12 protein-coding genes are annotated in these 15,928 nt (G+C 55.2%); 11 read left to right on the top strand and 1 reads right to left on the bottom strand.

The genetic code is table 11. The annotated features are described in order from the left end of the window. Positions 1 to 43: 43 nt before the first annotated feature. The 8 genes from AABZ39_14140 (at position 44) to AABZ39_14105 (ending at position 10,685) form a co-directional block, all read left to right on the top strand. Positions 44 to 3,565 carry a sugar-binding protein gene (locus AABZ39_14140; protein MEK6795918.1) on the top strand — a complete coding sequence of 1,174 codons (3,522 nt, stop codon included), beginning with the start codon at positions 44 to 46 and terminating at the stop codon, positions 3,563 to 3,565. 79 nt (positions 3,566 to 3,644) lie between these two features. Continuing rightward, positions 3,645 to 4,037, top strand: a complete 393-nt coding sequence (locus AABZ39_14135; GenBank protein ID MEK6795917.1) for a GNAT family N-acetyltransferase — start codon at positions 3,645 to 3,647, stop codon at positions 4,035 to 4,037. 156 nt (positions 4,038 to 4,193) lie between these two features. Then, a complete protein-coding gene (locus tag AABZ39_14130; GenBank protein ID MEK6795916.1) occupies positions 4,194 to 5,063 on the top strand; it encodes an AraC family transcriptional regulator in 870 nt (289 codons plus the stop codon). Beyond that, the gene (locus AABZ39_14125; GenBank protein ID MEK6795915.1) at positions 5,050 to 5,886 is read left to right on the top strand and encodes a hypothetical protein; all 837 of its coding nucleotides are present in this window, start codon (positions 5,050 to 5,052) and stop codon (positions 5,884 to 5,886) included. The genes AABZ39_14130 and AABZ39_14125 overlap by 14 nt, the downstream gene beginning before the upstream one ends. Before the next feature lie 79 nt (positions 5,887 to 5,965). Further along, complete coding sequence (locus tag AABZ39_14120; GenBank protein MEK6795914.1) at positions 5,966 to 6,775, top strand: flagellar basal body L-ring protein FlgH; 810 nt, start codon at positions 5,966 to 5,968, stop codon at positions 6,773 to 6,775. Positions 6,776 to 6,905: 130 nt separating this feature from the next. After that, positions 6,906 to 8,675: an exo-alpha-sialidase gene (locus tag AABZ39_14115; protein MEK6795913.1), complete on the top strand. Its 1,770-nt coding sequence runs from the start codon at positions 6,906 to 6,908 to the stop codon at positions 8,673 to 8,675. 112 nt (positions 8,676 to 8,787) lie between these two features. Next, positions 8,788 to 9,849, top strand: a complete 1,062-nt coding sequence (locus AABZ39_14110) for a hypothetical protein (protein ID MEK6795912.1) — start codon at positions 8,788 to 8,790, stop codon at positions 9,847 to 9,849. A 284-nt stretch (positions 9,850 to 10,133) separates the two neighbouring features. Then, positions 10,134 to 10,685, top strand: a complete 552-nt coding sequence (locus AABZ39_14105) for a hypothetical protein (GenBank protein ID MEK6795911.1) — start codon at positions 10,134 to 10,136, stop codon at positions 10,683 to 10,685. Between the two features lie 286 nt (positions 10,686 to 10,971). Here the strand turns inward: AABZ39_14105 and AABZ39_14100 are convergent, their stop codons facing one another. Next, positions 10,972 to 11,931 carry an NAD(P)-dependent oxidoreductase gene (locus tag AABZ39_14100; protein MEK6795910.1) on the bottom strand — a complete coding sequence of 320 codons (960 nt, stop codon included), beginning with the start codon at positions 11,929 to 11,931 and terminating at the stop codon, positions 10,972 to 10,974. Positions 11,932 to 12,138: 207 nt separating this feature from the next. Here AABZ39_14100 and AABZ39_14095 point away from each other — a divergent pair, with 207 nt between their 5' ends. Genes AABZ39_14095 through AABZ39_14085 form a run of 3 tightly spaced genes read left to right on the top strand, consistent with a single transcriptional unit; the run spans position 12,139 to position 15,855 of the window. Continuing rightward, positions 12,139 to 13,446, top strand: a complete 1,308-nt coding sequence (locus AABZ39_14095; GenBank protein MEK6795909.1) for an FAD-dependent oxidoreductase — start codon at positions 12,139 to 12,141, stop codon at positions 13,444 to 13,446. Continuing rightward, positions 13,439 to 14,527, top strand: coding sequence for a M14 family zinc carboxypeptidase (locus tag AABZ39_14090; protein MEK6795908.1), 1,089 nt, complete (start codon positions 13,439 to 13,441; stop codon positions 14,525 to 14,527). The genes AABZ39_14095 and AABZ39_14090 overlap by 8 nt, the downstream gene beginning before the upstream one ends. Next, complete coding sequence (locus tag AABZ39_14085; GenBank protein ID MEK6795907.1) at positions 14,524 to 15,855, top strand: FAD-dependent oxidoreductase; 1,332 nt, start codon at positions 14,524 to 14,526, stop codon at positions 15,853 to 15,855. The genes AABZ39_14090 and AABZ39_14085 overlap by 4 nt, the downstream gene beginning before the upstream one ends. The last annotated feature ends 73 nt before the right edge of the window (positions 15,856 to 15,928 follow it).

Genomic DNA, 15,928 nt, shown 5'->3' with positions numbered 1-15,928 from the left:
TCCCCTGTTCGGTCATATTCATGGGACATACCCGGGAGGGCTCATGCGGTTGATGCTCGTGTCGTTTATTGCGATATGCACGGCAGTACTGGCTCAGGACAATCTCATCGAGAACGGTGATTTTGAATCCGGTTCCGTGACGCCGTGGGTCGTTGCCGGAGATGGGGGGATAGGCGAGGCATCAAAAAATGGTGATTTCATAAAGGGAAGCTATTCGGCATATTTAAAAAGCGCGTCCGATGATCCCGCACCGGCGAAAAAAAAGCCGGTGAACATCACTGCGCCGCTTCCGACCTCGGTCTCGAACGATCAGGAATATACGCTCACCTTTTATGCGCGCGGCGAAAAGGACGGGCAGGCCATGCAGGCGATGTTCTATACCTCACCGCTGCCCGATGGAAGCCATTGGTACCGCTTGAAAGAGATCACTCTGGAGAAAGCCTGGAAGAAATATACGTTCTCCGAAATGCTGCCGGCGGCGGCCGAATGGGGTGCGCGTACATTGAAGATCGTTTTTCAGATAAAGTACGGCTCATTCTACCTCGATGATGTAAGCCTTGAGCCGAAGGCAACACCGGCGCAACGCTCACCGGCGAGGAAGAATCTCCTTGAGAACGCCGGTTTTGACAATGGGGTCAATGGATGGTTCACCGAGGACTTTCTCAATAAGCTCGAGACGGATGAGCGGCTCCCCGAGATCGATCATACGGTAAAGCATGCAGGCGCGTGCTCGCTTAAGCTCTACGAGAACAATCTGAGCCTCATCAGCCCGCGGCATACCTATGTGCCGAATCAGTCGTATACGCTGTCGTTCTATCTGCGCGGGGATTCCAAAGAAGGGAAGGGCGTGCGTGCTTTTGTTCTCACGCCGACATGGAAGAGGGCGCTTGTCGAGATACCATCCTCGGATTTCGACGGGACGTGGAAGCGATACTCCGTTACGTTCAAGGAAGCATCGCAGGGAAGCGAGTACGGTAATTCGATATATTTCCGTATGGATGCGCAGAGTACGGTGTGGCTGGATTCGGTGCAGCTTGAAGCAGGCCCCATGACCGCATACGATCCGGGGCCGCAGATCGGTTTTGAGAGCGAGAAACAGGATGGTGTCTTTTCCCTCGGAAAGCCGGGGGGTGTCATCGTGCGTGCTGCCGCTGGCGGTATCGCAGAACGATGCGTACTCCGTGTGCGCGGGCTTGATGTGTCAGGTGCCGAACGCTTTACCGCATCGTATGACATGACAAGTGATGCCGGCATGCAGACATTTCGTGTCCCGATCAAGACCGATCGTCCGGGTGTTATCGCCCTCGAGGCGCTGCTCGGCACGGCCGACACTGCGCGTGTGTATGCGAAAAGCGAATGGCGTTACCTTGTGACCGCAGGCGAAACGATGCTGACGCTGAACCCGCTTATCGGTGTTGAGCTGAATACGCATCGCAATCCGATAAGCTTCATCCGATGGGAAGAGACATGGAGCGGCATGATCGGTGCCGGCTTTTCTCGGAATTTTTTTCAGGCATGGTACGGTGAACGCTCGAAATTCGTCGAGGATGCCCCGAAATATCTCGATGCCGTGCGGCCGGGGTTCCAGCTGCAGCGCCGTTCAGGGAAGACGCTCATGATCGATGTGCAGCCGGATGATGATTCCCCCATCAGCATTAAGGTCATGCGGAAGACCGGGAAAGCGACAAGCGAGGAAGATATTCCGAACGCGCTTACACGGTATGCGGTCAAGGTCGCCGCCATTGCTGCGGGATTGCCTGATGTGCAGTATATCGAGCTGCTCAATGAACCGAATATATGGATGGCATCGGGCGTGAAACTCATGCCGCCGGAGACCTATGTGCGGGTGCTCAAGGCGGGAAGCGAAGCGATACGGTCCGTCGGAAAAACAAAGGTCGCGGCGAACATCAACGGCATGGATTACGAATATACCGAAAAACTTTTTAAGCTCGGGGCGGCGAACTATATCGATGCGTTCACGGTGCATCCCTACGGCGCATCGCCGGAAAGCCCGCCGCTCTGCGACAGCTACCGCCGATTGAGGACGCTGATAGACAAGTACCGAAAGTCGCTTCCCGTCATGAACAGTGAAGTGATGTACGGGACGCGGAATGCCGTGTACGACGGTGATTTTCAGGAAAACTTCATGACCGATTCGGAGGAGGATTGCGCAGGGCGTATACTCCAGCACTATCTCCACGGGTTCGCCGCCGATCGAGTGCCGTTCTCCCTTTTTGCCCCGCATCGCAATCTGATAAAGAGCGGTATCTCCCCGTGGCCCTACTATAATCATCTTTTCGGATCACTGCGGCATCTCAGCTCGGTCACCTTTGGACTCTCGTCCGGAAGCGAGATCGATGTTTCGCCCTCGCTGCGTCTTTTTCTGTTCGAGCGCACGGACGGCACAAAGCTCGTTACGGTCAACACGCGCGTCTTCGGGATAAGAGGACGGATGAAAATAAAACGGATGCATGATGCCGTCGTCGATCAGGACGGGAACCCCCTTGCGGGTGAGTGGACGCCGGTGGGATATCTTCCGATATACTTTACGTTCGGCAGGAATGTAACGGCACATGAGATACAGTCCGCATTCAAGGCCGGTGACTATCGCGGTTTTGATTTTCCTGTCGACTTCACGTTCGATGTGCTTGCAGATTCCCGTATATCGGTCACGATGAAGAATAACGGGAACAGCGCGGCGAAGGGTTCTCTGCATTTTGAATCAGTGCCGCGGGGCATGTCCATGCCGGATGATATTCAATTTTCTATCCCTCCCGCAGGAACATCGACCGGATATTTCGTGGCCGCACTGCTGCCGTGGAATGAGCCGTATGAATTCCGATATATCGCTCAAGCGGAAGATCAAATGACTCGCCGCTCGGCGCGCGCTCCGTCATTCGCCATTCCCATGGCTCAGGCGCCGATAACGATCGACGGCGACGTATCCGACTGGTCCGATGCCGCATGGTTCACGCTCGATGAGAACGCGCTCTCGGCCGATTTCAATCCCAGGCTGCCGCACAGCGGCCCCGAGGACCTTACCGCCAAAGCTGCTTTCCGCTGGGCGAGCAATGGATTCTTTATGGCGGTACGGGTGCGCGACCAGAAGGTCGTGAACCGTATCACTACCGAGCTTGCGATGTATAATTCCGATTCGGTGCAGGTATACTTCGATCTGCGCGGCGATGCAGCGCCGGGACTGAAGGATTATAACGCCAATGATGTGACGTACACGATCGGTGTCGAAAAAAGCGGTCGGGCGGTGGCGACGCTCGATCATGGCACGGGAACGCGTTTTGTCGGTGAGAATAACGCCCCGACCGGCGTTGACGGCGACGTGTCGGTGGCGTATGTGAGCACGGCATCGGGATATGTCGTTGAAGCTTTTTTCCCGGCATATACGCTCCCGCTGCTCGATCTTAAAAAAGGGAGCGTGATGGGCTTGTCGCTCTTGGTGAATGACAATGACGGTGACGGCCGCAAGCAGGGCGTTACGCTCGGGCCGAAGGGCACGGAGCCGTATGGGTACCCGTGGCTGTGGCGGCTGGTGAAGCTCGGGGAGTGAAGCGTCAGCGGAAGGAACGGCAAAGGAAGATGATCTGGATACCATCACGGATATCGCGAACAGGGCATGGCGCCCTATCATGAACATGTTCCGCATGCGGTTCGGGCAGGAGCTTTTTTCGCTGCTGCGGCCGGGGCCGGATACCGAGAAGGGGAAAGCGATACAAGGCCAATGTCAGACACATCCGGAATGGGTGCTGGTATGCGAAGAGAATAGAAAGATCGCCGGCTTTGTTACGTTCACTCTAGATAACAAGAAAAAGGCCGGAGAGATCTGCATGAATGCGGTCGATCCGGACCTCGGTCTCAATGGTATCGGTCAGCAGATGTATGGAGCGGTCATCGAGCTTTTCAGGAAGGATTGCACTACGCGCAGGTATCGACCGGACTTGATGACGCGCATGCGCCAGCACGACGGGCATATGAACGCGCCGGGTTCACTATCTCGCATGAGAATATCACTTATTACATGAAGCTTTGAGGTGAAAATATTTTATGGCGCTGCGGACGCGGTGGAATGTCTTGCAATCGCACCTGCTGATGATCTCATTGCCCTGTGCTCATCGGGAAAGTGAAGATGATTGACAATTGCCGGCAGTTGATTATAGTACTGTCCTATCGGCGATACCATGAAAATACAGGTCATGAACTACGGCAGTCCGCTTTTCAGGATAAACGAAGCGGTGCACCCGCGGGATTTCACGGGCCATTTTCATCGTCACCCGTTCTTTGAAGTCGGCCTTATTATCGGCGGGAGCGGGCGATACGAGGTCGTTACCGACGAGACCGCCGGCACTTTCACAGCGCATCCCGTTAAGCGGAATATGCTCGTGTTCTGGGACGGAGCCGTCGCCCATCGCGCCGTCGATACCCCCGGGGATGAGCTCTACCAGATAATTATCGTGTTCGACGATTCGTACACCGTCGGCTTTTCGCTCATGAAAGCTTTTGCGGATATGGTACGCCGAAAGCGCTTCCTGTGCATCGACGATGCATCGACGGTGTTCCGCTGTCAGAACATCGCTCGCCGCATGCTCCGCATCCAGTCACAGCAAATGCCGACAGCGCCTGATATGCTCCGTGCGCTTACCACAGAATTGCTGTGCGAGCTCTATGCCGCAAATGAACCGGCAAAGGCTTTCGCTGCATCTGATGCCCGGATACGAACAGCGCTCGAAGAGATACACGCGCATTATTCCGAGCGCCTCTCGCCCGCGCACTACGCCGACCATTTTTTCATCTCGACAAAACGGTTCTCAGACCTGTTCCGGAAGGAAACGGGAAAAACATTCGTCGAATATGTGAACGATCACCGTATCGGCGTCATCAAGGACATGCTTGCACGTACGGACAAGAACATCTCCACCATAGCATTCGAGACCGGTTTCAATAACCTTTCGCATTTTAATCGGCTGTTCCGCCGCGTAGAGGGCGTAAGCCCGGTCATATACCGGAAACGCAATGCGGCAGTGCAGCAGGCACACGATGAAGGGCGATAGGGTGTCATCCGGCAAGCGTTTTTTCCCGGGCAGACCGGCCGCGCTTCTCGCCGTGCTCCTGACAGGTGTTTCATTGCTGCTTCCCGCACCGCGTGTGGCGGTGGCGCCGCTCGCATCCGTCGGCATAGCGAAGGAAAAAGCACGTGATCTCAGTGCCGCTATAGCGAGAACACTTGCCGCGAGCAATTATACCGTGCTCGGCGTCGATGCCGTCGAGAGCACTATCGGTGCCATCGGCGAAATGCTCCCGCCGGTCGTGAACCCCGAGACGGCAATGCTTGCCGCGATAGCCGATAGAATGAAATGCGATACGCTCATTTACGGCATAACCGGGACGATATTCTCAAACACGTGCATCATCGCGGTGCTGTTCGATGCAGAAAACCGCAGGCAGAAAGGTGCCGCGGTCCTGCTCGGGGGACCGAAATGGGACAACAAGATCGGTGATGCGGCCGCAAGGACGCTCATGGAGAATATGCGCGGTACGGCGATCGATCTTGGTTCGGCGCGCACATTCATACGCATAGCGCCGTTCGAGCCGGGCGGCGATCTTACCGCGAACGATGCGGTCATGCTCACTGAAATGGTGAAAGCATCGGTGATGAGTTCCCGCAATTACACCGTCGTTGATAATAAAGCGACCATCTACGAGTCGGAAAAAGTGGTATCGGCGTCCATCGCGCGCTTCGGCGATAAAGGCTACACCGTAACGCTCACGATGACCGGCACGATATCCGGTGCGACCGAACGGAACACGACGCGAAACGCAGCATCGCTTTCAGCCGTTCCGGGGGTGCTCGGGGCCATCGTTCGATCCTGGTAGTGCATCGTCGTCACTGAACGATCGTCATTCCGGTCATGTGGTGTATTTACTTTCCCGCCGTGCGGTGTATACTTGCGCCATGGTTGCATGCCGAATAGCCACGACAGCCCTTCTCCTCGCTGCGGTATCGCTGCAGGCGAAGTCACTCTGGAATGACGATGCGGAAGGGTTCCTCGACAAAAAACTGAAAGCGGGAGATCCGGTCAAGATAGTCTTCGACGATAAGATAATCGTCAAGTACCGCAATCAGAGCAAGGGTGTGAAAAGCAAATCGACGGCCCCGCTCGGCGCGGCATCGCCGATAATAAGTTTTCTCCCGCAGGTGGACTTCAATGAGAGCGCGACGTATACGCACGAAGGGCAGTCGCAGTCATCGGGGGAATTCAAGGGATCGATAACCGCCGCGGTGACCGGCATTCTCCCCAACAAGGGCATCACGCTTGCCGGCACGCACACGATGATCGTCAACGGCGAAACGGAAACGGTGAACATCACCGGCACGGTATCTCCCAAAAGCATAAAGAAAGGCAGCATCGTCAATTCCACCGACCTCATGAACCCCACGATAACCTATTCGGGCATCGCCATCGGCAACCGCGGGCTGTTCGCTCCGAATGAGATAGTCACCGTGACGAACACCATCGTCAAGACGAACGTCGGCGTGACGAATGTGCTTACGCCGGGCTTCGTGACCAATATCGTTCCTTCCGTTTCCGGCGGGCGCACGATACTCACCACCAATATCGTTGCGGCGAACATACTCGTTGCGCGCCCGGTAACGAACATCACTTCCACTCAGGAAGTGAAGCTCGATGTCGAGAAGAACAAGAAGCAGAAGCTCATCGTCGACTATCTCAATAAAATGCTCGATGTGCTTTTTCGATACTAAGCGCGTGCGCATGAAGCACGTGCGCATGAGCCGCTCCCGTATACGTTCCGAAAAATACCGATAAATTCCGCTTTCACCCCTTGACCTTGTCCCTCTCCGGTATGATATTCATTCTACCAAAGGAGTTCCCATGACATCATCGATCGATACCCGGAACATCACCGCCGGAGCGAACATCCCTTCCGAAGGTTATTGCGATCAGCCCTACATCATCAAAGCCGATGACGGCGCGTGGGTATGCACCATGACCACCGGCACCGGGCATGAAGGGGATAAGGGCCAGCATGTCATCACCATGCGAAGCTTTGATCGCGGTGTTACCTGGATAGAACGGGCCGATGTCGAGCCGGCAGCGGGTCCCGAGGCGTCGTATTCCGTCGTATTCAAAGCGCCGTACGGACGCATCTATTGTCTTTATAATTACAACGGAGCGAATGTGCGCGAAGTAAAGCGCGAGGACAGCGGCGTGTTCACGCGCGTCGATTCCCTGGGCGATTATGTGTTCAAATACTCGGACGACAACGGCAAGTCGTGGTCGAAGGAGCGATACAATATTCCGGTGCGGGAATTCGAATGCGACCGGAAGAATGTGTACGCGGGGAAGCTGCGATTCTTCTGGAACGTAGGCCGCCCGATAACGACGAAGGACGGGAAAGCGATCTTCGTTCTTCATAAAGTGGGCGCCATGGGCGATGGCTTCTTCGCGCAGTCGGAAGGCGTATTCCTGAAAAGCGATAATATACTCACCGAACGTGATCCGAAAAAAGTGAATTTCGCCACACTCCCCGACGGCGATATCGGTCTTCGTGCACCGGCGGGCGGCGGCCGCGTGTCCGAAGAGCATACGATAGTAGAACTCTCCGACGGATCGCTCTACTCGGTGTATCGCACTATCGATGGCTATCCCGCATGCGCCTACAGCCGCGACGGCGGTCATACCTGGACAAAGCCCGCCTATGCACGCTATACGCCGAACGGGAAAAAGATAAAACATCCGCGCGCGGCGAATTTCGTCTGGAAATGTGAGAACGGGAAGTATCTCTACTGGTATCACAATCACGGCGGGGCGAAATTCATCGCGAACAAAGCCGGCTGGGTGCCGTATGCCGACCGCAATCCCGCATGGATAACCGGCGGTATCGAGAAGGACGGACATATCCATTGGTCAGAGCCCGAAGTGCTGTTGTACGATGACGAACTTGCATCGCGCATGAGCTATCCGGACCTCGTCGAGGACGGCGGGGAATACTATGTGACCGAGACGCAGAAAACGGTAGCGCGTGTGCACCATGTAGACAAAACGCTCATCGAAGGATTGTGGGCGCAGGCGGCGAACAAAAAATCTGCGAGCGAGGGCATTCTTTTCGAATCGAAGAAAATAAAGAAGAACGAGCGATTGCCCGATGCGATAAAACTGCCGCCGCTTCACATGCATCCGCATCAATGGGGCGGGAAGAATTTCACCAGCGGTTTCTCAATTGAAATGCGCATCCGGGTCAAAGCGGGTACGCATGGCGTGCTCTTCAATTCACGCGACAGCGCCGGACGCGGCACCGCGCTTACACTCACGGACCGCGGCACCATCTCCCTTTTCCTGAGCGACGGGCACAATGAATCGTCCTGGGAAAGCGACGGCGGACTCATCACCCCCAGCGCATGGCATCATATCACAGCGATAGTCGACGGCGGGCCGAATATCATCATGTTCGTCATCGATGGAAAATTATGCGACGGCGGTGAAGAGCGCCAGTTCGGCTGGGGGCGTATCCATCCGTCAATGACCGATGTGAGCGGCGATGTCATACACCTGTCATGTGTCGGCGAGTGCGATCTTTTCCGCATATACGGCCGAGCGCTTCGCGTATCGGAGGCAGTGGGGAATGCCCATGCGGCGTACTGAGCGGCAAGCTGCGATGCACACGGTGCTTTGATATGCATGATAGTTCCCTTTTCTCCATGGAAAATACCGGGAACGGGATGTATAGTATAGCATCTGCATGAGCGAGGACACTATGAGCACCATTGAAGAACGCGTACTGCTATCCCGCGAATTCTACGCGCGAAAGAACAGCCGCGTACTGTTCGGTTTTTCCGCAAAAACTGAATTCCCGTTGCATCGCTACGAGGCGGCGAAGCAGCTTCCGGAGGGACGAGCGCTTACTCCCGACGATTTCCCCGTCGATGGCTATGTCGAGGATTGCGAGCGGTTATTTCAGATACACGAAGCATGCGGAGGCGATTCGATCTGGTCGGCGAGCGCGTTCTGGGGCATACCGTGGATGGAAGCGATGCTCGGCTGTCCGATATACGCAAATCACGCAGGCGGCTCCCTGTACAGCGAAGCCCCCCCGTCGTTCGGGGGCGCGAAGGATATCCCCGTTTTTTCAAAGAACGACCCCTGGGTAATGAAGGCGCGCGAGCTGATCGAAGCGATAGCGAAAAAAAGTGCGGGGCGCTATCCCATCGGCACGACGCGCATGCGCGGCATAAGCGATCTCCTTTCGGCTGTGTATGGCGGCGAGCAATTCGTCTTCAAAATGATGGATGCGCCGGAAGAGGTCCATGCCGTCTGTGAACGATTGACCGATCTCTGGATAGAATTCGGGAAAATGCAGCTTGCACATATACCGCCGTTCCATGGCGGTGTCGGATCGTTCTACTATAATATCTGGGCACCCGCGAACACCATCTGGCATCAGGAGGACGCGGCCGCTCTACTCTCACCCGAACTCTTTAACGAATTCATACGCCCGTACGATGAGCGCATGGTCAAGGCGTTCAACGGCTGCATCATGCACGAACACCCGACAGGATATATGCCGTACGAAGCGTACATGAAGATGGGAATGACGGCGCTCGAACTACATATCGATGACGGCGGTCCGTCGGCGAAGAAGCTCCGTCCGGTGCATGAGGCTATTCTTGCAAAGATGCCGCTCATTATCTGGGGGCATATCGGCGATGAAGACATGCGTACGCTCTTGGAACTCCCGCCTCAGGGGCTGGCGATAATACAATGGGTGAATGATGCCGATGAGGCACAAAAGATGCGCGAGCGGTATGTACGGGTATAGATCACTGCCGAGTGATATTGATGACCACTATGTCGGTGAATTCGGGCGAATTGACAATGAGCGATGGATGAGGGTAGACAGGGTCAGGGCAGATAGGTGCGCGTGGGCGATGCGACACTACTGAGACGAGGTCGGATTTGACAGGATAACGCCGGGTGGTATACTGTCAAGCATGGGGGGAATGCGTTGCTGTTAAAAAGCCTGAGTCTTTGAGAAAATTTCTGCTAACCCTTGGTGCATTTTATAGAAAAAGCTTTCCAGATCATTTATCAAAGAGGCGTTGAATGGAAATTCTTGGCTATGGCGAAGATGCGCTCAGTCTTCATTTTTTAAAAAATGAAGCCAACATGAAAAAACACCTGTATTTATCGAAAATCGAGACTATTTTTTATCGACCGAGTTTTGGGAGAGGTGTAAGCTGCTATGGGGAGTTTGATTTTATCGTTGGGGGGATTTCAGGGAATCTGAAGAAAGTTTGTCTTGGAGAATCAAAGTGGGATGGGTTTGGCAAATACGCATCAATATTGATTGACGAAGACCAATTAGAACGTCACAGTGCATTTGTAAAACTCATATTAGGGGAAACAAAACCACCCGTTGATTCAGAATTATCTACAACCTTTAATGACCTTGTTGCAAAGATGAAAATCGATGCAAAAGTAATAATTGATAACTTCTTGATTATCTTTTCTTTTAAAGATGAAAAACCAATTCGGCTCAAGAATGCTAAAGAGAAAATCGATGATCATGAGTTTAAAAAACAATTCGGTTTTGAAGTGATCCGATTGCCGTATGAGAACTATTTACAGAATAGATTTGTTCCGATTAACAAATGATTGTAGTCCTTATATAGCTCTCCTGCTAGAATCGGCGGCAACCTCATCGAAGTCGCCTCCGAACCCCACTCTTCCCCCTGTACCCTGTCTGTTCCATATTGCCCCTGCCGCCAATCCAATCGATGCAATATTCATCACCCATACTCATAAAGACCAATGAGCGATGGAGGTGGACAGGGTCAGGGCTGATAGGAGCGCGCGGGCGATGCAACACTACTGAGATAGGATAACGCCGGGTGGTATACTCGCAGGCATGGGTGCTAAAAATGCAATGTGCTATCCCTTATTATTTCATCTCAGGGATAAGCGTCACCCCGCCCATATCAGCGCTGATGAACGCCTTCGCGCTCTTAACACACGCTTCCGCCATACGCCGGTTCGCTGCGTCCGTATTCGATCCCAGATGCGGCGTGAGTACGATATTCGACAATGTCCGGAAGTCTTTCCCCGGCACCGGCGCATACGGCTCCTCGGTGAACACATCGATGCCGGCGGAGGCAATCCGTTTCGCAGCGAGCGCATCGTAGAGATCGGCTTCATTGACGAGCGCCCCGCGTCCGGTGTTTATGAGGATGGCATCGGAACGCATGGCGTCGATACGCTTGCTGTCAAGGAACTTTTTTGTGGTGTCGGTGACCGCGAGGTGAAGCGAGACGATATGCGCTTCACTGACAGCCTCCTCCCACGATGAGAAATAGGCGTCCGCGAGGGGGGCGTGTTCGGGTGCGAGCGCGCTCATTCTGTCGAACGCGTGTATGCGCATGCCGAAACCGTTCCTGGCAATGGATGCCACACGGCGTCCGATATTCCCGAAGCCGATGACGGCTATCGTTTTATCGGCCAATTCCATGCCCGTTTCGAACGCCCATGTATTCTCGCGCATTTCCGCGTGCTTTTTCGCAACGTGACGGGCACAGGCGAGAATGAGGGCCATCGTATGCTCGGCAACCGACGCATCAAGCGTGCCCGGCGTGAAAGCGACGCGTGTGCCGCGTTCTTTGCAGAGCGCGATGGGGACGGCATTGTAGCCTACACCGAAGCGCACGATGAGCGATGATGCATCGATGCTTTTATAGAAATCGTCGGAATACTTCTCGGCACCGATGATGAATACGCGCACACCCTTCGCCTTCGCAAGGTCGAGCATGGTTTTCTCATTCCCGTAGGCAACGGGGGTGAGCTCGAGGGTGGATGCGTCGAAAACAGCCTTCGCACGGTCGTAGAGGTCCGCCTGAATGATGATCATATCGAACTCCTCGCTCTACAAGGTATGGCCGATGCGCCTCTGTGTCAATGTATGCACGGGAAAACATCCGGACAAAACGGCACTATTTTAAACATTTTCAGCACATTGTGGTATAGATAATCGTCAAAAATGGCATATATTGATATCCATACCGATCGCGTCGGAAGCGATTGCTCATCTCGAAATATATGATAAGGATGTCAGTGTATGGACGCATTCCGGCAGGCACAAGTCGAGAATACCATCGGTTCATTCGACGTGATAGTGGCAGGAGCCGGTCCCGCCGGTTTCGGCGCGGCGCTGTCGTCCGCGCGTCGCGGGCTTACGACGCTCATCATTGAGCAGTACGGTTTTCCCGGCGGTGTCGGGAGCGCCTCGCTTTGTCCGAACATCATGGGCTATGTGGATGACGGGAAACAGATAGTCGCCGGCATTGCCGATGAGTTCGCCCGTTCGCTCGATGGCATCAGTTGTGCGGCGATCAATAATGGCGATAGTTACATCATGCCCATTGCGGATAAGCCCCTTACGGCAAGCGTCATCACCACAAAGCCGGCGATACAGTTCACGATGAACCGCATGCTCGATACAGCGGGCGTGACGACGCTCTATTATGCATCGCTTATCGCCGTTGAGCGCGATGGGGATTCGGTCGCCGCTGTGTTCGTCAATTGCCGCGAAGGGATCATGCGCATACCCGCGAAGGTATTCATCGATGCCACGGGCGACGCACACCTTGTGTATCGTGCGGGCGGCGAAACGCGCGAGCACGGCGCTGATGAATCGATGACAAAAACGCTTCTCATGCACATGGGCGGCGTACGGGATTTCAAACGCTCAATCACAGCGAAGCGCTTCAAGGAATTGTCCGCACAGGGAGCGGTGCCGGTCAAGGGGCAGGATAATTTCATGGGGTTCTCCATTCCCATGCATCCGGGCGAGACGCATCTTAATTTCACGATGACATCGGGTGTTGCGACAACATCGGCATCATTGACCGAGATGGACAAGGAGCTTCGCCGACAGGCCTTCGCCGGCTCCGAGTGGTTCAAAAATAATTTCGACGGGTTTGAGAACGCATACCTCGCCGACATCGCGGATTCCATCGGCATACGCGCTGCGCGGAACATCATCGGGAAAGCGGCCGTGACCGAGAAGGCGATACTCGCGAACGAAGCGGTCGCTGAACCCGTCGTGAACTCAAAATGCTATTACGGCGATCATTACTCGAAAAGCTTCAGCGCGTCATGGGCGAGGACGGGCGGTGTTCGCGCCGTTCCGTACAAGGCCATGCTTCCCGCAACGCTCACGAATGTCATCGCCGCAGGACGGAATATCTCGAGCGAGCCGCGCGTGATAACCACGTTCCGTCTCATGGCGACATGCATGGCGCTCGGCGAGGCGGCGGGTATCATAGCCTCGCATGCGCTAGCGGAAAAACGCGCCGCGAACGATGTGCCCTATGCGCTCATCAGGGACGATCTTGTGAAAAGCGGGGTGCTTCTCAATGCGTGATGTCGTCATACGCGCCGACCATTCCGGCGGGAATATCATTCTCGACCGCATCGAGGGCGATACGGTATTCTTGAGACAGGACCTCCGCGATACGAACGGGACATGGTTCTACTGGAATTTCCGTATCGAGAACGCTTCCCCGCGGACGCTCGTTTTCCGTTTCACCGAGGATATCGTGGGCCGTTACGGCCCGGCGGTGAGCCGCGATGGGATACGATGGGAATGGGCGGGAACATTGTCTGTCGTCGATGAGAAGGCGTTCACGTACACGTTTCAGAACGATGCTGCGGTATATTTCTGTTTCTGCATTCCCTATCTTGTGCGCGATCTTGACCGCTTCCTCTCTGCTGCGAAATATGCCGCCGTCAAGCGCACGGCACTCACGCGTTCCCGTCAGGGTCGCGAGGTGCCGCTCCTTACCCTCGGGGATGCGTCCGCTCACCGCGATATTGTTTTCACCGCGCGGCATCACGCCTGCGAATCGACGGCGTCATATCAGCTCGAGGGCATCATCGACCGTCTCATCGGCAATGATATCCTCCGCACCCATCGCTTCCATTTCATCCCCTTCGTCGATATCGACGGCGTTGAGAACGGCGATCAGGGGAAGTCGCGCATCCCGCACGATCACAATCGTGATTACATCGATGCGCCGCTTTATCCCGAAACGAGGGCACTCACCGCATACATGCGAGAGATTCATAGTGTGCTCGCCATTGACTGCCATGCCCCGTACAAATGGGGCGGCCGAAACGACTACCCATTCTTCGTCAAGCAGGACAGCCCCGTGAAGGAGCGCATGGAACGCATTGCTCGGCATCTTCATGCGGCGACAGCAAATCGCCCGGGGAATGCCGTGCGCTATGAGCCGGGGCAGGATATCGAGAAGGGCGTCGAATGGAATACGCGCGCCTCGCCGACGGCAGCGGAGATGTTCCTTGCTTCGGGAGCCGTGTGCGCGTTCACGTTCGAGCTCGCATATTTCGGCATGACGGGCGGATATTCGCAGGAAGCGTTCGTGGACTTCGGTCGAGATTTTGCCGACGCTGTCATTGCGTATCTGGAAGAGGGAAATGTATGAGCACGATACATGAAGCAGCCCGTGACATCCCCGTCATCCGTGAAACTGATATCTGCGTGCTCGGGGGGAGCTGTACCGGTGTGTTCGCCGCCGTGCGTGCTGCCCGCCTCGGTGCGAAGGTCGTCATAGTCGAAGCGCATAATTCGTTCGGCGGTGTGGCGACGCAGGGGCTTGTGAATATCTGGCACTCGCTTAGCGATACCGAATATAAACGCGATATCATTGCCGGCCTGACACGCGAGACGATAGACCGGCTTACGAAGCGCGATGCCGTCGTCGAGGAAGCGAAGAACGAGAGCGCGGCATTCTTTCTGAACACCGAGGAGTTGAAGATAGAGCTCGATGAACGTATCGTCGATAGCGGTGTGACGCCGATGCTCCACACGATGTTCGTTTCGGCGATAGCGGCTGAAGGGAAGATCGATGCTGTTGTCGTGGAAAACAAGTCGGGGCGCGGGGCGATACGCGCGAAGTATTTCATCGATGCCACCGGCGACGGCGATGTCGCCGCGAGGCTTATGCTCCCGTTCACGCTGAAAAAGCACCTCCAGCCGCCGACGATGTGCGCTACGATACTCGGTACGGGAAAGATACCGGTAGCGCAGCTGATCGAGCAGCATCGCGATGAGTTTGACCTGAAAAAGGACTGGGGCTGGCGGGCGCCGAGCGTGGGTCTTCCCGGCGTTGTCATGCACGCGGAAACGCATGTCTTCGATGTGAACTGTGCCGACGCGGCCGACCTTACCCATGCGGAGATAGAGGGCCGGCGCCATGTGCGTGCGTTCATGGATATTGTCAGAAAATACACCGATGCGAAGCCGGTGCTCGCGCATCTTGCATCGCATATAGGCATACGCGAAACGCGGCATATATCGTGTGCGTATACGCTCACCGAGAAAGATGTGCTCACCGGGAAAAAATTCGATGATGCGATAGCGTTCGGGAGCTATCGCGTCGATGTGCATCATGAGGACAGACCCGGCATCACATTCCGGTATCTTGATGGAAGAGAGGATGTGTTCGAAGAGGGAAAAGGATGGACGCGGGGGCGTTGGCGCGAAGTGTCGGCGGTTAACCCGACGTACTATCAGATCCCCTATCGCTCGCTCCTTCCGCGCGGCTGTGATAATCTCATCATCGCGGGGCGCGCGCTCGATGCGGATACCGGCGCGTACGGCGCCGTGCGCGTGATGGTGAACATGAATCAGACCGGCGAGGCGGCGGGTGTTGCCGCGTACTGTGCGCTCTCGGGCGGGACATCATGCGATGCTGTCGATGTGAAGGATCTGCGTTCGATGATGGAGAGGGGCGGGTCGATAATTCTCTGATAGCGGGGCCAGGGGGTAGATGTTATTGCCGCTCCTTGACTTTTTAACGCACATTCATACAATTTGTTCTAGT

The organism is Spirochaetota bacterium (genome assembly GCA_038043445.1).
Taxonomy (GTDB): domain Bacteria; phylum Spirochaetota; class Brachyspiria; order Brachyspirales; family JACRPF01; genus JBBTBY01.
Note: the sequence above shows the minus strand (reverse complement) of the source record. Positions and strands in the feature narration are given on the sequence as shown.